This window comes from Planomicrobium sp. MB-3u-38 (assembly GCF_002836425.1).
GTDB lineage: Bacteria > Bacillota > Bacilli > Bacillales_A > Planococcaceae > Planococcus > Planococcus okeanokoites.
Genome location: NZ_PJBO01000023.1, coordinates 46,293 through 63,011 on the forward strand (window position 1 = coordinate 46,293; position 16,719 = coordinate 63,011).

Consider the following 16,719-nt stretch of genomic DNA (forward strand, 5'->3'; position numbering starts at 1 on the left):
TGCACAAAAAAAGAATGGATTAACGATTTTCAGGTTAATTTTCAATTATTACAAATAAGTCAAAAGTATTATTGAAGTCTGGAGAGGTTTCAGGATGAGAATGGCGGGTAAATTTACAAGTAGATACATCTTATCTGCAGAAACATAAAAATTGGAGGAATAGAAAATGACCAACAATAAATTTATGGGTACTTTCGACACAGAATCAGAAGTTCTTCAGAAAATTGAAGAGCTGAAAGCAACAGGATCGAGAGAAGAAGATATGTATGTAATGGCACGTGACAAAGACCAGATTTCAATGGTCCGAGGCCGCACCGACGTCGACTACAAATCGTCTGAAGGAAACTGGATGGACAAATTCATGGGATTCCTGTCTGGAGACGATTCCACCCGCGAAGCATTTTCAGGAATGGGTCTGGACAAAGACGAGTCAGACCGTTACTACAACGAAGTGCAAAACGGTAAAATACTCTTGTTCGTAGACCGTGAATTCGGTGCCAACTATGAAGGCAAAGCGCCTTACGATAATCAAGCATACGGCAGAACAGGAACTGGTACAGAATCAGATATAACAGATTCAAGATCACCAGGATATGTTGAATCCGGCACAGTAGCCCGTGACGGATTGACAGTGGATACAAATGATGAAAATGATGTTTATTATAATAGTAAAAGAGAAAATGCTCTTGGCGAAGGCGAGTCGATGGACCGTTCAATCAGAGACGACGAAACTGCTGGAGTAGGACACGACAGTGGTACAGGTTTTGGCCTCGGTTCCCCTACAACAGGCACGAATTATTCAGATACTGGCCGTGATCGTGATTATGACCGCGACCGCTTGGATAATGATTCAACTTTAGGCCGTGACCATACGGAAGAAGAAAAACTCCGTTTGCACGAAGAGCGCCTGCATGTTGATAAAGAACAGGTGAAAACCGGCGAAGTGAATGTCGGTAAACATGTTGTTGAAGAAGAGCGTTCAGTGGATGTGCCGGTTGAACGCGAAGAAGTCTATGTGGAGCGCCGCCCGGTTGACGAAAAATCAACAGATGCGCATGACAAAGGCTTTAATGACAATGAAAGCATCAATATCCCAGTATCAGAGGAACGCGTCAATGTGTCGAAAAACGATGTAGTCAGCGAAGAAATCGTTGTCGGCAAGCGTAAAGTCGAAGATACTGAAACTGTCCGCGACACGGTTCGCCGTGAAGAGGCGGACATTGATGAAGATGTTAATCTGACGGATGAAGAAAGAAGACGCGACCGCGATAACCGTGACCGCTTCTAATATTCAGCACCCACAAAAAAAGACGGAGATTCTCCGTCTTTTTCTTTTAGTTTTGAAACGGCGGAATGGAGGAATTAGAAATGGCTGAAAAAAACAATAATGATGCGCAGGAAAAAGGGTTTAATTCGACAGCTGCCTACGGAGATCCAAAAGAAAATACGCAACATAAGCCGAATGGACCGGGCGGAAGAACAGAAAAAGACAGTCCTTTCCATATGGATGCGGATGGCAACTTGAGTACAGGCGACGGAGAAACTGACAACAGAATTGTTAACGAGCAAAGACCCGAAGAGCTGGGTGCAGCCAACCGGAATGCAACTGATGCAGATGAGGCCGGACGGAAAACAGTGAATGTGCGGAAATCGGAATCAGTCATGGACGACCTTTCAAGCATTGATGTTTCTGATGAAGGCCTTCCGGCAAACGATCAGGCGGAATCGGATGTCCCGCCAGCAGACCCGGCAATAAACGATGTGCCGGATGCTGACCGGAGCATGTCCGACTCTACCGAACATCTGTCTCAAAACGCTGCAGACCGTACGCGCCGCAGTGATGACAATGGACGGAAATAAAAATTCAGAAGGCGGGAAATTCCCGCCTTTTTTAATTTTCCCCATTTAAGAGTATGATAGAGATAAGAAAGGCGTGATTATTTATGGATGGTAAGAAAAGAAGCGATATCAAACCTGGGATGACGGTAAATGTAATCCTTAAACAAGACCAGCGGAGCGGCAAGAAAACCAGCGGAGTTGTCAAAGATCTTTTGACCAATTCAGCGACACATCCCCATGGCATCAAAGTCCGACTTGAAGATGGCCAGGTCGGTCGTGTCTGTGAAATATTGGAGACAAATTAACAGAGTGTTTGCCGGTTTTCGGCTCTGGGTAAAAAAGAGTAGCCCTATAGAGTGGAGTGGAAAAGATGGATCATCATTTCATCGAGAGCTACGAAGATGAGCGGGAAGTTCTCCGCAAAATCGATGAGCTGAAACAGCAGGGATGCAGCGAATCTGATATGTATGTGGTGGCGCGGTCAAATGAACAGTTAACGATGATCCGCCTGCGTACCAATGTCGAATACCATGCAGCAGAAACAAAGGGCATGGGACGTCTTGGTATATTTATCAGAGGAGGCGCTGTGCCGCCAGTATTCACTGAGATGTCTGATGAAGTAAAACAATCAGTTTTTTTTTATCAGGAACTTCTTGATGGAAAACTCTTGCTTTATTATAAAAAAATTAACGAAATGTCCTCTGATGAAGATCAAGAAATTCCAGCTTCATATAACAAGCTTGGAGGAATGGAAATGTCCTCTTTGCAGCGGGAGATATATGGTGATGAGGAACAGATCACACTCGACAGCACGCAGTATGAATATTTTGACCCCGGTACGGCAGAACCGTTACAAAAACCACAGGAGCCAAAAGGCAAAAAGAAAACGAAGTGAGCGGCAAAATGCCATTTCTTAAAGTGTTGCTGGACGCCGGATAAAAAATCCTTCTTTATAAGTAACAGGCGAAGAAAAGCTTTATTTTCTTCGCCTGTTTTTGTGCTTCAGCAAAGAGGACAGCATGTTTTTATGATAGAATAGCAGTATTGAAAAAATTCGGAGGCACACAACATGACTGATTTCTTTGAACGGAAAAAGCAGCAGCTTGGCGTAGAATTGAATAAGATTCAACGGAAAGCGGTGGAGCGGACAGAGGGTCCGCTCCTTCTCCTTGCCTGTCCGGGATCAGGAAAGACGACAACGATGATCATGCGCACAGGCTATCTGATTGAAGAGAAAAATATCGCGCCTCATCGGATCAAAGCGATTACATTCAGTAAAGCATCCGCAGATGATATGCGGGAGAGGTTCAAGCGCTTTTTTCCGGAACTTGCACCAGTGGATTTTTCAACCATCCATAGCCTGGCTTTTCGGATAACCAGGGAATATCTGGCGGATTCCAGCTATATGATGATTGAAGGCAATGAAACAAATGGCCTCCATAAGAAACGCTTGCTGAAGGAAATGTATCAAACGGAAAATGATGAACCAGCGACAGAAGATCAATTGGAAGAGCTTATGTCTTTCATCAGTTTTGTTAAGAACAAGATGCTTCCAAGAGAACGGTGGTCGGCTTTAAAGGAACCTTTTACCGGTGCAGTGGAAATTCTGAAAACCTACGAAGCGTTCAAGGAAAACCATGATACGCGCCTTGTTGACTTTGACGATATGCTGACATTGGCCAACGAAGCGCTGGAAAAAGACGCAGCGATTTTGTCTAAATACCAAAAAAAATGGGATTACGTCATGACTGATGAAAGCCAGGATACTTCGCTGGTCCAGCATTCGATTGTTGAAAAGCTGGTCGCGCGGCATCAGAATCTCTGTGTCGTCGCAGATGACGACCAGTCAATTTACACATGGCGCGCCGCGGAACCGACGTACCTATTGAAATTCAAGGATGTATACCCAGATGCCTATATCATGAAAATGGAGCGGAATTATCGCTCATCCGGCACTATAGTCAATGCATCAAACCAATTCATCAAAGCCAATAAAAAGCGCCATGACAAAAACATGTTCACCAAACAGGAGGAAGGGCCGCCAATTCTGGTGAAACGGCTGTCTTCTGAGGAAGATCAGCTGAAATATCTGATGAAGCAGCTCACTCAACTGGACCAATACGGCGATGTGGCGATTCTTTACCGCAATAATTCATCTTCTACTCTCTTGATGAGTGAACTTGACCGTCTGGGCATCCCTTTTTATATGAAAGATGCGGACAATCGCTTTTTCTCCCACTGGATTGTGGAAGATATGCTCAATTTCATGCGTTTCAGCCTGAAACCGGAACGCGTCGATATCTATTCAAAGATCGCTTCGAAGACTAACGCCTACTGGTCCGGCAGCCAATTGCGCTTTTTAAGCCGAATGAAACCGGGAAGCACGCATGCACTGGATGAAATTCCAAGAAGCGTCACGATGAAAGATTATCAGCTGAAAATAGTAGCTGAACAAAAAAAGTGGTTTGAAGCCATGCGTACGATGAAACCGCTGAAAGTCATTCGCACGATACGGGCAGATCTCGGCTATGACCAGATGCTTTCGAGCCGGGCCGAAAAATTCGGTATGCGGCTGAATTACCTTTCCCAGATCCTTGTCACACTCGAACAGATTGCCGAGCCGCTTACATCGATGGTGGAATTCGCGAAGCGATTGAAGGAATTGGAGGCGGTCACCCAGCAGGCAAAAGTTGAGAAAACCGATGAAATGCTGACGTTATCGACATTCCACAGTGCCAAAGGCCTCGAGTTTGAACGGGTCTATATGATTGATCTGGTGGAAGGGGTCATCCCGACAGAAGAAGATGCGGAAAAGCCGGATACACTGGAAGAAGCCCGCCGTCTTTTTTACGTCGGCATGACACGCGCTAAAAAACAGCTGGAATTAATCAGCTATGGCAGCGAATCTCGTTTTATTGATGAAGTGAATGACATTATTCTGCCCGAAAAAACGGTCCGGGCGCCTAAACGGGCAATCGCGGCCACTCCGGTGAAAGTGAAAGTTCCCGATAATCCGAATGCTGTCGGCGACCAGGAAACCCTGATCGAGGGGGCGACAGTGCGCCATCGTGTGTTTGGCGTCGGTGAAATAGTGGAGCGTGACCACGAACGCATATCAATCCAATTTGCAAAAGAAAGAAAGGACCTGATGATCGATATTTGTCTCAGCTATAAACTGTTGGAGTTGATAAACGGATAATACTGGCACATCGGGGCGTTCAAAATACAGGACGCAGGGAAATGAAGATGAAAATCAAAGATTGGAACAGAAGTTTAAAAGTGCGCCTGGTAGGCGAGTTTTTCATGAATACAAGTTATTGGATGGTTTTTCCATTCCTTGCAATCTATTTTGCGGAGGAGTTCGGAAAAGGGATGGCAGGTTTGCTGCTTGTGGTTTCCCAGGTTTTTTCGGTAGCGGCGAATCTGGTCGGGGGTTATCTTGCCGACCGTTACGGCAGAAGACGCATGTTGATCATCGCATCAATTGGGCAGGGCTTTGCATTCCTGCTTTTTGCTCTCGCAAATTCACCTTGGCTGGAATCACCGGAAATCGGTTTTATCGCTTTCACAATTGCTGGAATGGGCGGATCCTTGTACTGGCCGGCCAGCCAGGCGATGATTGCTGACGTCATTCCGGAAAAATACCGGAGCGATGTCTTTGCGATTTTCTATACCACATTGAATATTGCTGTCGTTGTCGGACCGTTGATCGGTGCAGTGCTGTTCTTTTCCTACCGTTTTGAATTATTGCTGGTCGTTGCGGTTATCTCATTGCTGCTCGGGTTGGTTCTCCGTTTGTTTACAGACGAGACCTTATCACAAAAGATGCTGGATAAATGGGCGACAGAAGAAGCGACCGGCTGGGTTGGAGCAGTGTCCAAACAATTCAAAGAATACGGCATTATTTTCAAAGACCGTGTATTTCTGCTGTTTGTCATCGCTGGGGTATTGGGGGCACAGACCTTCATGCAGCTTGATTTGCTGATTCCGGTCTACCTTAAGGAAACAATCGACAGCCAGACCATTGCGTCATTTTTCAGTATGGATTGGAAAGTAACGGGAGAAACATCCTTTGGTATCCTGTTGGCTGAAAACGGATTACTGGTTGCTTTGCTTACAGTTTTCATCACGCGATGGATGACCCGGTATCCGGAGAAATGGGTGTTTTTCACCTCCGCAATATTATATGGTGTGGCGATGTTCTTATTCCCGGTCACTTCAATTTTCTGGGTTTTTGTCATTGCCATGGGGATTTTCACTCTTGCGGAGTTGATGGTTGTCGGCATCCAGCAAAGCTTCATCTCGAAACTGGCGCCGGAAGATATGCGCGGCCAGTATTTTGCCGCGGCCAGTATGCGCTATACAATAGGACGGATGATCGCACCTGTCGCGATTCCAATGACAGCCTGGTTCGGCTTCAGCTGGACTTTCGGAATCTTAGGCATCGTTGCGATGCTGAGCGGCGGCGTATATCTGCTGATGTTCCGGGCATTTGAAAAACGGGTTGCTGTATAGTTGTAATAATAAAATCAAAAAGTTGATTTCAATATAAAAAGGGCATCGGATAAATTTCCGATGCCCTTTTTCATGAGAAGGGGATTACCCTTCTTTTTGCACCATGCGCAATAGCATATGAGCTAACATGTGCTGCTCTTCTTTATTGCCGACTTTCCAAAGTTCCTGAAGAAGATGCTCTTCACGGTTTTTAGGTTCTTCATTCTTCGCAAGATAACCTGCAACTTTCTCAGTGATCTGAGCAAGACGTTCTTCGCTCAAGCCCATTTTTTCACCGATTTCAACTTTATCGTTTAGATATTGTTTGAATTGGTTGAAATTCGCCAGGATGTCTTCTTTCTTTTCATCATCAAAATTCTTCAGTTTTTCATCAACTTTTTTGTTTACGTTTTCCATTCTATAACACTCTCCTTTTAATTTTTGGTGCTAGTAAGTGTTTACCACGTGGATAAAAAGATAAACTTTCGGATAATTTTAAATTTAAAAAAAGGTCAGTTTAAAACAGAAGTGTTCGGGTATTCAGGTAAGAAGTAAGGAAATAGGGAGGATGATGAATGCATGACATTATACGATGAAATCCAGGAGTTGAAAAACTTCAAATGTGAAGACCGCTGTGTTTTAAGTGTTTACTTGAATACGAACCCTGCAGATTTGAACGCGCAAAATGGAGCATGGCGAATTCATCTGAAAAATGGCCTTAAACGAATCGAAGAATATCTGGAAGCCTCAAACAACGAAAACGAAATTAAAAACTACAAGTCGTTGAAGAAGAAAGTGGAAAGAGAAATAAATGATAACCAGGATGACCTCCAAAAGGGTGTCGTTATTTTTGCATCTCCGCATAAAGACCTCTGGTCGGTCCATTATGTGCAGGTCCCGGTGAAAACGAATTTCCATTGGGAGACGGAACCTGTGTTGGATCAGCTCAGATATATGTATAAAGCATATCCTTATGCCGGCGTTGTGTTGCCAAGCCTCAAAGGCATCCGGATTTTGGATACGTCCATGGGAATCATCAATGAGGAAATTTTTTATGAATTTGATTCCGGGTTGGAAGTATGGACGGAGCAGAAAGGCGTCCGGAGCTCAAGCCGTGTCCAAGGACGTGCTGCAGGTCAAGGGGCAGGTTCAGTCGGAGGCGGAGCTGCCGGCGGCAATAGTCCTGTAATTGGCGGTAGCGGCGGAGGAAGCCCGGTAGATGAACTGGATCATCGCCTGAAAGAGAATCTCGAACGTTTCTATAAAGATATGGGAAGTAAAATCGAGAAGCTGAAAAAAGAACGCAATTGGGAAGGCGTCCATGTCGTCGGCGACCCTGAACATGCCAAGTCGTTCGCGAAATCATTATCAAAAAAACCGGAGAGCTGTGTCTACAAAAATCTGATAAACAGCTCCCCAGGCAATATCCTGCACGAAGTATTCGAAAAATAAACGAAAAGCCTCAGCGGATGCTGAGGCTTTTTTGTAGATTCCAGAAGAATCGCTGATAAAACAACAAAAATCGCTGATAAACAGAAAAAAATCGCCGATAAACCATCAAAAATCGCCGATAAATCCTCAAAACAAAAAATGCATCTGCTAATTTGATTGAGGACAGAACGTACACGTGTCAAAATGCGAGAGTTCCTTGTAAAGGCAGCATGTTTTCCTTAATGGCCGCGACACCGCTTGTCCAAGTGAAGTATCTCCGAGCAGCCGGTCCCAATGGGATTTTCTCATAGGCGACCAGTTTGCTGCGTCCATCAGCCAATCCAAATCCGCTGCCGTCCGTCTCGGATCGCGCTGCTCCAAATTGGCGTAAAACCAGATGAGCGAGCCCAAGATATTGTCCCACAAGATAAGGGGGGATATTTTTATATGGCTGCGGAATTCGTCGATCACCTGTGCTGTTTGTTCATGCAATATGTAGTGGAAGGCGGAAAATCTTTCATTCGCGTCAATTGTTTTAAAATGTACAGAAGAGACATGGGTTTCAAGTAAATTAAAGCCATAATTATGTACACGATTAAAAACCAGATCCTTACCGGCACATTTGAAATAGCCGTTCTGGTAAGTCAGCAAGTGGAATTGTGCAGACACGAATAGAGCGTATTGCCTGAAAAAGTAGGAAACAGCGACACCACTGTTATCCGAACCGCTCCAGCGCTTCAACTCTTCAATGCTGGTTTCGGTATTGCGCGAAAGAGGATTCGCCGGAGGCCTATCAACCGCAACCGACTGGGATGCCAGCGTTATTTTTAACTGATCGGGAAATTGCATGCAGCCGCACTCCTTTTTTCTTTTCATGCTACTGAAAAATGCGAGTAAATGCAAAGTGATAAGGGGAAGTTATAAAGGTCGACAGTAAACAGCTCATTTCTTTTCAGATGCTAATTAGGTAATCTAATGAAGAAAGGGGTGGGGGAATGGAATTTTCTATTGGAAAAATCGATCATATTCAAGTAGCGGCGCCAAAAGGGGGCGAAGCGGAAGCAATCGCTTTTTACAGCGGGGTACTGGGCATGAAGGAAATTGAAAAGCCGGAACCGCTGAAAGAAAGAGGGGGAGTCTGGTTTGGATTCGATGAATTTCAATTGCACGTCGGCATCGAAGAACCGTTTAATCCAGCCAAAAAAGCACATCCTGCTTTTAAGGTTTCCGGTTACGATAGTTTTCGGAGCCATTTGGAAGAGAAGAATATCACTGTCACCGTTGATGACAGCATCCCGGGCGTCGAGCGATTTTTTGCGGCAGACCCATTTGGCAACCGGCTTGAATTCCTGAAATAATTTCTATGGGTGTTCAAAGCTTTACTGTGATTATTCGACAGACTGCAAGCAGCAAGCCAACCAAAAACGCTCCGCGGCAAGCGCCGCGAAGCGTTTATTTTTGCAGGGGGCAATATGGGCATTTATCGGTTTCCGGCAACTCTTTATACAAGCAGCAAGTGATTCGCTTATACTCCGATTTCGCTTCTTCAAAGCTGCGGCCGCCTAAAAACTGCCGGAAAAAAGATCTCTTCATTTCCGGCTGCCACAACTCATCTGTCATCAAAGCGGCAACGTCATCTTCCGCTTGTTTGCTGTCGAGCATTCCATACATCCAGATTATATAACCCCATAAATTTTCCCAAAGGATTATTTTGGAAACATGGCCAGCTTTGCTGAATGAACCGACCACCGGAAATGCAAATGTCTTCAATACGGCTTCCAGATCGTCTTCACGTCGTTCACGGATAAAGTGTTCATCGACTGTAAAACTGATATTGCCTTCCGTATTTTCCAGATGGATTTCATCAAGGGGACCATCCCAGATTTTACCGTGTGCCAATAAATAGAACTGCGCTGTAATGAAAAAACCGAAGCGCCTCATGAAGATAGACGCAGCTACTGCTTCACTTGGTGCTCCGGTTGTGTGAACGATTTCTTTCATAAGCTCTGGATGACGGTCTGTCGATGCTTCACTCATATTCATAAAGCCATGGGCGCCGTTTCGGACTTTTACCTGAAAAAGCTCCAGTTCTTCCATATTAAGATCCCAGCGCTTCACGAATTTCAGGGACGATGCAGCGGCCTCTGCCGAATGGCACGCAATGTGGTGTTCCGAAAAGCGGGTCTTTTGAAACCTGGCATTCCATTCCGAAAACGGAGCGGACAAGATCACAGCTGATGACATTTTCAGGCGTTCCTTGACCAAACACTTCGCCGTCTTTGATGGCAATGATGTTGTGGGCATAGCGGGACGCAAGATTCAAATCATGCAGCACCATGATGATTGTGCGGCCATGAATTTCATTTAATTCGAATAGAAGATCCAAAATCTCAATTTGATGGGTCATATCCAAAAATGTGGTTGGCTCATCAAGGAGTATGACGTCAGTGTCCTGTGCAAGAGTCATTGCAATCCATGCGCGCTGGCGCTGGCCACCGGATAGTTCATCCACCGGTTTGTCGCGGAATTCGTCGACACGGGTAGCTTTCATCGCAGCTTCCACTTTCTCTGTGTCTTCTTCCGTCCAGCGTTTCAACCATGATTGGTGTGGATAACGGCCTTGCTTGACCAAATCGTGTACTGTCAATCCTTCCGGTGAAACCGGCGATTGGGGAAGGATTCCCATTTTCTTCGCGACTTCCCGGGATGACATCTTATGAACTTCCTTGCCTTCGAGCAGAATTGAACCTTCCTGCGGTTTCAGCAAACGGGCGATCGAGCGCAAAAGCGTCGATTTCCCACAGCCATTGCTTCCCACAAAAACAGAAATTTCACCGCGGGGTATAGAGAGGTTCAAGTTCTCAAATAGAAGTTTATCGTTGTATCCGATTGATAGGTCATTGGTTTTGACAGCCATAGTCATCTTTCAATTCCTCCACATCTTTAGCCATAAATCTAACTGATAGGTTTTCTCAATATCCTAACTATATCATAAATTAATGATAAGTGAGAATGATTTTCATTATTTATGTGAACTTTTCCTTTACAAATGTGACAAGAAGTCCTAAAATAAGGACGTATTGAGAATCGTTATCAAATAACCATGGAGGTTACAACATGAAAAAATGGACATTATTTTTACTTGCAGCACTTATGCTTGTCTTGGCGGCTTGTTCGTCAGGGGAAGAAGATACATCAACTGAAACTGAAACAGAAGACGGGGGAGACCCGGTTACGATACAAGGCACTAATGGAGAAGTGACGCTGGACGAACCTGCTAAGAAAGTTGTGGTTCTGGAATGGACCTACGCTGAAGATTTATTGGCGGTAGGTGTACAGCCTGCAGGAATGGCTGACATTGAGTCATATGGTGATTATGTAAATATCGAACCTCAATTGGATGATACAGTCATCGATGTAGGCGGCCGCCAGGAACCGAACCTGGAAGCTATTGCAGAAATTGATCCTGATTTGATCATCGGAGTCGACTTCCGCCATACTGCGATGCTTGAAGAATTGGAACGCATTGCACCTACTGTCATCTTCAATCCGTATCCGGAAGATGAAAGCATCGATCTGTATCAGGAAATGGAAACTACGTTCCTTGAAATTGCCAAAGCTGTAGACAAAACAGAAGAGGCTGACCAGGTCCTTGCGGATCTTGAAGAAAAATATGAAGAAAGCGCAGCTGAAATCGAAGCAGCCGATCTTGAAACAAAGGATGTCATTTTGACACTTGCTTATTCAGGTCCGCAGGCGCCGGAGATTCGTGTATTCACACCAAACTCCATGGCTTCAATCATTCTTGAGCGCATCGGTTTGAATAATGTCCATGAACCCGAACAGTTCGAAGTTTTCGGTTCGAGCACTTTTAATGTGGAAGGATTGGTTCAGTATGAAGATGCCAATTACCTTTACACTGTTCCGGATGAAGATAATATCTACGAAAACCAGCTTGCCGGCAACGCAGTTTGGGAAAACCTGAATTTCGTCCAGGAAGGCCGCACATATGATTTAGGGCCGGACACTTGGTTATACGGCGGTCCATTATCCGCTGAAACATTGATGAACCAAATTACAGATGTGATGGTGAATAATTAATGCAAGGCAAACTGAAAGCGAAGTCCTTTGTCTCTTTGACAGGGGGCTTTTTCCTGCTTTTCGCGTTATCTGTCATCCATTTGACTCAGGGGCAGGCGGATTATTCCATAACGGATTTGCTGTCAGGTGTCTGGACTGAAGGACGGATCCAGGATATTGTCGTCAGTCTCCGATTGCCGAGGCTGGCAATCGGCATTTTGGCGGGCGGGGCGCTGGCTGTGTCCGGAGCAGTGCTGCAGACGCTGACGAATAATCCGCTTGCATCTCCCGGAACTCTCGGCATCAACGCCGGAGCATTCTTTTTCGTTGTGCTCAGCACGATTTTCTTTCCGGGCTTCATCGGCGGTTTTCCATTTGCTACAGCTTTAGTGGGTGCCGTCGTATCTTCGTTACTGGTCATCGGGCTTGCCGGCAAGCAGATGGATCCAGTGCGAGTGGCATTGACCGGTATGATCATTTCATTGCTCTTCGCGTCCATGACCGGCACGATGCAATTGCTTTTTGAAAATGAAACCAATGGACTCTTCTTATGGGGTTCCGGCACCTTGGTGCAATTGAACTGGGGAGGCGTGCAATTTGCAGCGCCTGTCATACTGGTTACATTTGCTGCTGTTCTGCTGCTCGCCAAGCCGATGGATATTTTGTCACTGGGTGAAGATATTGCTTCCTCACTCGGCCAAAATGTCCGCCTGGTAAAATTGGCAGCATGGGGAACAGCCATCGTTTTAGCGGCCACAACTGTAAGTGTTGTCGGACCCATCGGATTTATCGGGTTGATGGCTCCGCATATTGTCCGTATGATGGGCATCCGCGGGCATCTTCAGATATTGATCCACTCATTTTTGTGGGGCAGTGTCATGCTTATCGGAGCGGATGTTCTTGGACGCCTGATCCAGCCGGGGCAGGAAGTGCCCGCCGGTGCCATGACGGCACTGATCGGCGGACCGTGGTTATTGTATCTGGCATGGAAAACGGCCAGGTCCATGAAACGCGGTGAACGCCAGATGGGCGGCACCACCAAACCGGTCCGTTTGAAAATGCTGGTCCCGATTCTTTTGGCGGCGATCATCATCGTCACCACTTTAGCATTAAGCTTCAACGGCAGTGCCTGGAACTTCGACTGGCTTTCACCGGTCGTCTGGGAATTCCGGGTGCCGCGTGTATTGACAGCCTTTATCGTCGGCGTCATGCTGGCAATCACGGGTGTGATTCTGCAAGGGGTGCTCAGAAACCCGCTGGCTGATGCAAGCGTACTCGGCGTAACATCAATGGGTGGAGCAGGTGCGATGCTCCTGTTGGTCGTATTTCCGGCAATTCCACCGGCGTTCCTGCCGCTCGGTGCGACACTCGGTGCTTCGCTTGCGCTTGGCATCATATTGCTGACAGCCTGGAAAAATAATTTCCAGCCGATGCTGGTCGCTTTGATGGGAATCGCCATTTCGGCATTCGGTTCCGCAGCAACTCAAATTCTTGTTGTCAAAGCGAAGCTTGCGGTTGCAAGCGCGTTAGTCTGGCTGTCCGGCAGCACATACGCCAAGGGCTGGGATGATGTTCAATTTGCGCTGATCCTGTTTGCATTGTTCATCTGGCCGGCTGTCTACATCACGCGCAGCCTTGATACATTGACCTTCGGGGATGATGTAGCGGCAGGCCTCGGCTTGAATATCCGTTCAACCCGCGTCTGGGCACTTGTTGTGGGTGTAGCAATATCCACCGCCGCAGTTTCGATTGTCGGAACGATCGGCTTTATCGGACTGGTGGCACCGCATATTGCGCGGCGGCTTGTCGGTTTCCGCCATTTGCCGCTCATGCTGTCTTCCGGTCTGATTGGCGGCTTGCTGCTTGTGACAGCCGATTTTATCGGCCGCACCTTGATTGCGCCAAATGACATTCCGAGTGGATTGATTGTCGCTTTGATCGGGACGCCTTATCTCTTGTATTTATTGAAAAAAATGAAATAGCAAAAAGGCCTGCCGGTTTGGCAGGCCTTTTATTATGGAATCGAAAGTATAACTTTTGAGATTCAAATGATTCTTAAAAAGAGTGTTGCACTGTCCAGACTCCAGCGCCCAGATTCTCGGGTCATAAGCCGCTTTGGCTGTGCGGCAAAGAACGCCGCTTCGCCAAATCGTCTTATGCCTTTCAAATCTAAACGGGCGCTTGCGCTTTTCTCTATTGCAGAGCCACTGCAGGTCCAAAGAATTCGAAGTGGATCTGTTCATCGGTCATGCCAAGGGAGCGCAATTCGTTGATCATGCTTTCCATGAACGGAACAGGTCCGCAGACATACACTTCTCCTGTCACATCGACCATTTCTTCGAGAACTTCACGAGTGATGAATCCTTGCGGCTGATCAGAGTACAATGTTTTGTATTTTGCGTTGTCCATTGTATCCACATATTTTTGGATATCTTTATCGAACGCATGGAAACTTTCATTGCGGGCCGCGTGCAGGAAGGCTGTCGGCCGGTCAGGTGTCACTGTTGCGACCGTTTCAAACATACTCATCATCGGTGTGATGCCGACTCCGCCGCTGACAAATGCCACTGGCGATTTTTTCGATGCATCCAGAACGAATTCCCCTGCCGGCGCGCTGACTTCGATGACATCTCCGACATTCACTTCGTCGTGCAGGTAAACGGATACCCGTCCGTTCGGATCGTTGTCACTTTCGCGTTTAACGGAAATGCGGAATTCATCGGATTTTGCTGCCTGAGAAAGGCTGTATTGGCGGTTGAATAAATGTTGTTCACCCGGAATAGTCAAACGGACTGAAATGTATTGCCCTGGTTCATAAGTTGGAACGTTCGAACCGTCAGCAGGTTTCAAGTAGAAAGAAGTGATATTGTCGCTTTCTTTTTCTTTTCTCGCTACAGTGAAGTTTTTAAAGAACTTCCAGCCATTTTCCTGGTTTTCCATTTTTTCATACATGCCTTGTTCTACACCGATGAACGCATCGGCGATTACACCGTATGCTTCAGCCCACGCATTGATGATTTCATCTGTTGCAGCGTCTCCCAAAACTTCTTTGATCGCTTTCAGCAGGTATTCACCGACAATCGGATAATGTTCTGGTTTGATGCCCAGGCTGACGTGTTTATGTGCAATTTGAACGACTGCCGGAAGAATCGCTTCCAAGTTATCGATATGCACCGCAGCCGCATAGACGGTATTTGCCAAAGCGGCTTGCTGGCGGCCTTGTTTCTGGTTGGCGTGGTTGAATATATTCAGCAGTTCCGGATGTGCTTCAAACATATTTTTGTAGAATACAGTTGTAATGGCGGTTCCGTGTTCTTCCAATACAGGGACAGTGGATTTGATGATTGCTTTTGTTTCTGTTGATAACATTTCAATCTCTCCTTTTGTTTTCTATAGTTTGACTATAAACCCATTCCACCTTTAAAGATATATTAAAAATACTTCTTTAATATTTTGGACACATTTGCTTTCACAGAAAAGACACATGAATAAAGCTGCTTTATTCTGCAGGCAGCTTCCTGTGTGAGTTTATTGCTTTTTGTCAGAATCAATTTCTTTCTTGTGACCTTTCCAATCGTTATAATAGATGTGCAGGGAAGGTGAAGATGATGAGGTTAACAATGTATACCGATTTCTCATTGCGTGTATTGATTTACCTTGGTGCCAAAGATCAGGATAAATTGACAACGATACAGGAAATTTCGGACGCTTATAATATATCGAAGAACCATTTGATGAAAGTGACTTTTGAACTTGGAAAAGCCGGCTTCATTCAAACCGTGAGAGGACGGGGCGGAGGCATACGTTTGGCGGATCTTCCTGAAAACATCAATGTAGGAACAGTCGTAAGGAAAATGGAAGACGACTTCCACCTTGTTGAATGTTTTGACAGAGAGCATAACCGTTGTCCGATTGCTCCAGTTTGTGGTCTGCGCGGTGTCTTGGGCAAAGCGCTTCATGCATATTTGGCCGTACTCGACGAATATACACTGGAAGATCTTCTTTTCAACAGGGAAGGCCTGCGGGAAATTTTGCAGCCCATATAAAAAAGCGGCTCATGAATTTGAGCCGCTTTTACTTATTAGAGTTCAATATTTTGTGGTTCTTGCCCTTTTTTATTCATGAGACGCATGCGCGTCGGTTTAATGGCGATGAATAATAAATTCGGGTCATCGGGACCGCTGAACCAGCCGGACAGATGCTCATTCCATAATTCTTCCAAAAGCTGTTGGTCATCATGTTCAGACATCTCGCCCTCAATTTCAAGGAACGTGTCGCCTACACCATCACCTTCATATCCGAGTAAAACATGGGCGTGTGGATTTTTTTCGAGTTCATCGACCTTCTGCGTTTTTTTGCTGGTTACCGTATACAAAGTGAATTCCTCATTAAAGAAAGTCATGTAACGGGAATGGGGCTTGTTTTCGTTGATGGTTGCAAGCACCCCTACGTAATTTTCATCTAAAATCTTTAAAGCGGCTTCTTTCAACTCTTGCTGATTCATGAAATCACTCCTTTTAAATTTCTTATTCCTTTTTAAACTTCGGGTAAACATAGAGAAGATCCGTTAGTGCAACGGATCTTCTGCTTTTTGCTGTATTTGGCTTTTCAGGGAATGAAGGATTAAGATCCTGAAAATTTATCTTCGCTGGAAGAATCGCTTTTCGTTTCACGCGGATTTTTTTCTTCCTGCTGTTCCTGTTTAAGATCTTCCAAAGGAATGGTGTCAACATTCATTTCTTCTTCATGCATTTCGGATAGTGATTCTTTATCAGTTTTCGATTGTTCCGGATTGTCCATCGGAGCGCCCGTTCTTTCTTTGCGGTCATCTTCAGTAAAATGTTTTTTATCTGACATAATGGAACACCTCTTTCA

Annotated in this window: 18 protein-coding genes; 11 read left to right on the plus strand and 7 right to left on the minus strand. The window is 45.7% G+C overall.

Going from position 1 to position 16,719, the window contains the following annotated elements; translation table 11 throughout:
• The first annotated feature begins 166 nt into the window (after positions 1-166).
• The 6 genes from CXF70_RS06960 (at position 167) to CXF70_RS06985 (ending at position 6,354) form a co-directional block, all read left to right on the plus strand.
• Positions 167-1,288: a YsnF/AvaK domain-containing protein gene (locus tag CXF70_RS06960; protein WP_101802049.1), complete on the plus strand. Its 1,122-nt coding sequence runs from the start codon at positions 167-169 to the stop codon at positions 1,286-1,288.
• Positions 1,289-1,368: 80 nt separating this feature from the next.
• Positions 1,369-1,860: a hypothetical protein gene (locus tag CXF70_RS06965; protein WP_101802050.1), complete on the plus strand. Its 492-nt coding sequence runs from the start codon at positions 1,369-1,371 to the stop codon at positions 1,858-1,860.
• Positions 1,861-1,943: 83 nt separating this feature from the next.
• Positions 1,944-2,144: a YwbE family protein gene (locus CXF70_RS06970; protein ID WP_084244022.1), complete on the plus strand. Its 201-nt coding sequence runs from the start codon at positions 1,944-1,946 to the stop codon at positions 2,142-2,144.
• A 65-nt stretch (positions 2,145-2,209) separates the two neighbouring features.
• A complete protein-coding gene (locus tag CXF70_RS06975; protein ID WP_101802051.1) occupies positions 2,210-2,734 on the plus strand; it encodes a YflT domain-containing protein in 525 nt (174 codons plus the stop codon).
• A 174-nt stretch (positions 2,735-2,908) separates the two neighbouring features.
• On the plus strand, positions 2,909-5,038 hold the full coding sequence (locus CXF70_RS06980) for an ATP-dependent helicase (protein WP_101802052.1): 2,130 nt from the start codon (positions 2,909-2,911) through the stop codon (positions 5,036-5,038).
• Positions 5,039-5,085: 47 nt separating this feature from the next.
• The gene (locus tag CXF70_RS06985) at positions 5,086-6,354 is read left to right on the plus strand and encodes an MDR family MFS transporter (RefSeq protein WP_199172802.1); all 1,269 of its coding nucleotides are present in this window, start codon (positions 5,086-5,088) and stop codon (positions 6,352-6,354) included.
• Positions 6,355-6,438: 84 nt separating this feature from the next.
• Here the strand turns inward: CXF70_RS06985 and CXF70_RS06990 are convergent, their stop codons facing one another.
• Positions 6,439-6,750: a DUF3243 domain-containing protein gene (locus CXF70_RS06990; protein ID WP_084244025.1), complete on the minus strand. Its 312-nt coding sequence runs from the start codon at positions 6,748-6,750 to the stop codon at positions 6,439-6,441.
• A gap of 162 nt (positions 6,751-6,912) precedes the next feature.
• On the opposite strand from CXF70_RS06990, the gene CXF70_RS06995 reads away from it, so the two are divergent.
• Entirely contained in the window at positions 6,913-7,785 is an 873-nt protein-coding gene (locus CXF70_RS06995) for a VLRF1 family aeRF1-type release factor (protein WP_084244026.1), read from the plus strand.
• A 147-nt stretch (positions 7,786-7,932) separates the two neighbouring features.
• On the opposite strand, the gene CXF70_RS07000 is transcribed toward CXF70_RS06995, so the two are convergent.
• Positions 7,933-8,613: a hypothetical protein gene (locus tag CXF70_RS07000; protein WP_101802053.1), complete on the minus strand. Its 681-nt coding sequence runs from the start codon at positions 8,611-8,613 to the stop codon at positions 7,933-7,935.
• A 146-nt stretch (positions 8,614-8,759) separates the two neighbouring features.
• On the opposite strand from CXF70_RS07000, the gene CXF70_RS07005 reads away from it, so the two are divergent.
• Positions 8,760-9,122 carry a VOC family protein gene (locus CXF70_RS07005; protein ID WP_101802054.1) on the plus strand — a complete coding sequence of 121 codons (363 nt, stop codon included), beginning with the start codon at positions 8,760-8,762 and terminating at the stop codon, positions 9,120-9,122.
• 94 nt (positions 9,123-9,216) lie between these two features.
• On the opposite strand, the gene CXF70_RS07010 is transcribed toward CXF70_RS07005, so the two are convergent.
• Together CXF70_RS07010 and CXF70_RS07015 are read right to left on the minus strand one after the other, a co-directional pair.
• Positions 9,217-9,861, minus strand: a complete 645-nt coding sequence (locus CXF70_RS07010) for a hypothetical protein (RefSeq protein WP_101802055.1) — start codon at positions 9,859-9,861, stop codon at positions 9,217-9,219.
• A gap of 1 nt (position 9,862) precedes the next feature.
• On the minus strand, positions 9,863-10,687 hold the full coding sequence (locus CXF70_RS07015; RefSeq protein WP_101802056.1) for an ABC transporter ATP-binding protein: 825 nt from the start codon (positions 10,685-10,687) through the stop codon (positions 9,863-9,865).
• Positions 10,688-10,881: 194 nt separating this feature from the next.
• On the opposite strand from CXF70_RS07015, the gene CXF70_RS07020 reads away from it, so the two are divergent.
• Together CXF70_RS07020 and CXF70_RS07025 are read left to right on the plus strand one after the other, a co-directional pair.
• Positions 10,882-11,865: an ABC transporter substrate-binding protein gene (locus tag CXF70_RS07020; protein ID WP_101802057.1), complete on the plus strand. Its 984-nt coding sequence runs from the start codon at positions 10,882-10,884 to the stop codon at positions 11,863-11,865.
• Positions 11,865-13,826, plus strand: coding sequence for an iron ABC transporter permease (locus CXF70_RS07025; RefSeq protein WP_101802058.1), 1,962 nt, complete (start codon positions 11,865-11,867; stop codon positions 13,824-13,826). The genes CXF70_RS07020 and CXF70_RS07025 overlap by 1 nt, the downstream gene beginning before the upstream one ends.
• A 211-nt stretch (positions 13,827-14,037) precedes the next feature.
• Here CXF70_RS07025 and hmpA read toward each other — a convergent pair whose 3' ends face one another.
• Positions 14,038-15,213 carry an NO-inducible flavohemoprotein gene (hmpA, locus tag CXF70_RS07030; RefSeq protein ID WP_101802059.1) on the minus strand — a complete coding sequence of 392 codons (1,176 nt, stop codon included), beginning with the start codon at positions 15,211-15,213 and terminating at the stop codon, positions 14,038-14,040.
• 239 nt (positions 15,214-15,452) lie between these two features.
• Between hmpA and CXF70_RS07035 the strand changes: the two genes are divergently transcribed.
• Complete coding sequence (locus CXF70_RS07035; RefSeq protein WP_084246755.1) at positions 15,453-15,890, plus strand: RrF2 family transcriptional regulator; 438 nt, start codon at positions 15,453-15,455, stop codon at positions 15,888-15,890.
• Positions 15,891-15,925: 35 nt separating this feature from the next.
• Here the strand turns inward: CXF70_RS07035 and CXF70_RS07040 are convergent, their stop codons facing one another.
• Together CXF70_RS07040 and CXF70_RS07045 are read right to left on the minus strand one after the other, a co-directional pair.
• Complete coding sequence (locus CXF70_RS07040) at positions 15,926-16,348, minus strand: pyridoxamine 5'-phosphate oxidase family protein (RefSeq protein ID WP_101802060.1); 423 nt, start codon at positions 16,346-16,348, stop codon at positions 15,926-15,928.
• Positions 16,349-16,467: 119 nt separating this feature from the next.
• On the minus strand, positions 16,468-16,701 hold the full coding sequence (locus CXF70_RS07045; protein WP_084244035.1) for a hypothetical protein: 234 nt from the start codon (positions 16,699-16,701) through the stop codon (positions 16,468-16,470).
• Between the last annotated feature and the right edge of the window lie 18 nt (positions 16,702-16,719).

What these genes read in the sequence shown, in the direction of transcription:
- CXF70_RS07020 (WP_101802057.1), top strand. Translation starts at nt 10,882, where the DNA reads ATGAAAAAATGGACATTATTTTTACTTGCAGCACTTATGCTTGTCTTG.
- CXF70_RS07045 (WP_084244035.1), bottom strand. Translation starts at nt 16,701, where the DNA reads ATGTCAGATAAAAAACATTTTACTGAAGATGACCGCAAAGAAAGAACG.
- CXF70_RS07015 (WP_101802056.1), bottom strand. Translation starts at nt 10,687, where the DNA reads ATGACTATGGCTGTCAAAACCAATGACCTATCAATCGGATACAACGAT.
- CXF70_RS06995 (WP_084244026.1), top strand. Translation starts at nt 6,913, where the DNA reads ATGACATTATACGATGAAATCCAGGAGTTGAAAAACTTCAAATGTGAA.
- CXF70_RS06975 (WP_101802051.1), top strand. Translation starts at nt 2,210, where the DNA reads ATGGATCATCATTTCATCGAGAGCTACGAAGATGAGCGGGAAGTTCTC.
- CXF70_RS06970 (WP_084244022.1), top strand. Translation starts at nt 1,944, where the DNA reads ATGGATGGTAAGAAAAGAAGCGATATCAAACCTGGGATGACGGTAAAT.
- CXF70_RS06965 (WP_101802050.1), top strand. Translation starts at nt 1,369, where the DNA reads ATGGCTGAAAAAAACAATAATGATGCGCAGGAAAAAGGGTTTAATTCG.
- CXF70_RS07040 (WP_101802060.1), bottom strand. Translation starts at nt 16,348, where the DNA reads ATGAATCAGCAAGAGTTGAAAGAAGCCGCTTTAAAGATTTTAGATGAA.
- CXF70_RS07010 (WP_101802055.1), bottom strand. Translation starts at nt 9,861, where the DNA reads ATGGAAGAACTGGAGCTTTTTCAGGTAAAAGTCCGAAACGGCGCCCAT.
- hmpA (WP_101802059.1), bottom strand. Translation starts at nt 15,213, where the DNA reads ATGTTATCAACAGAAACAAAAGCAATCATCAAATCCACTGTCCCTGTA.
- CXF70_RS07025 (WP_101802058.1), top strand. Translation starts at nt 11,865, where the DNA reads ATGCAAGGCAAACTGAAAGCGAAGTCCTTTGTCTCTTTGACAGGGGGC.
- CXF70_RS06985 (WP_199172802.1), top strand. Translation starts at nt 5,086, where the DNA reads ATGAAAATCAAAGATTGGAACAGAAGTTTAAAAGTGCGCCTGGTAGGC.
- CXF70_RS07000 (WP_101802053.1), bottom strand. Translation starts at nt 8,613, where the DNA reads ATGCAATTTCCCGATCAGTTAAAAATAACGCTGGCATCCCAGTCGGTT.
- CXF70_RS06960 (WP_101802049.1), top strand. Translation starts at nt 167, where the DNA reads ATGACCAACAATAAATTTATGGGTACTTTCGACACAGAATCAGAAGTT.
- CXF70_RS07035 (WP_084246755.1), top strand. Translation starts at nt 15,453, where the DNA reads ATGAGGTTAACAATGTATACCGATTTCTCATTGCGTGTATTGATTTAC.
- CXF70_RS07005 (WP_101802054.1), top strand. Translation starts at nt 8,760, where the DNA reads ATGGAATTTTCTATTGGAAAAATCGATCATATTCAAGTAGCGGCGCCA.
- CXF70_RS06980 (WP_101802052.1), top strand. Translation starts at nt 2,909, where the DNA reads ATGACTGATTTCTTTGAACGGAAAAAGCAGCAGCTTGGCGTAGAATTG.
- CXF70_RS06990 (WP_084244025.1), bottom strand. Translation starts at nt 6,750, where the DNA reads ATGGAAAACGTAAACAAAAAAGTTGATGAAAAACTGAAGAATTTTGAT.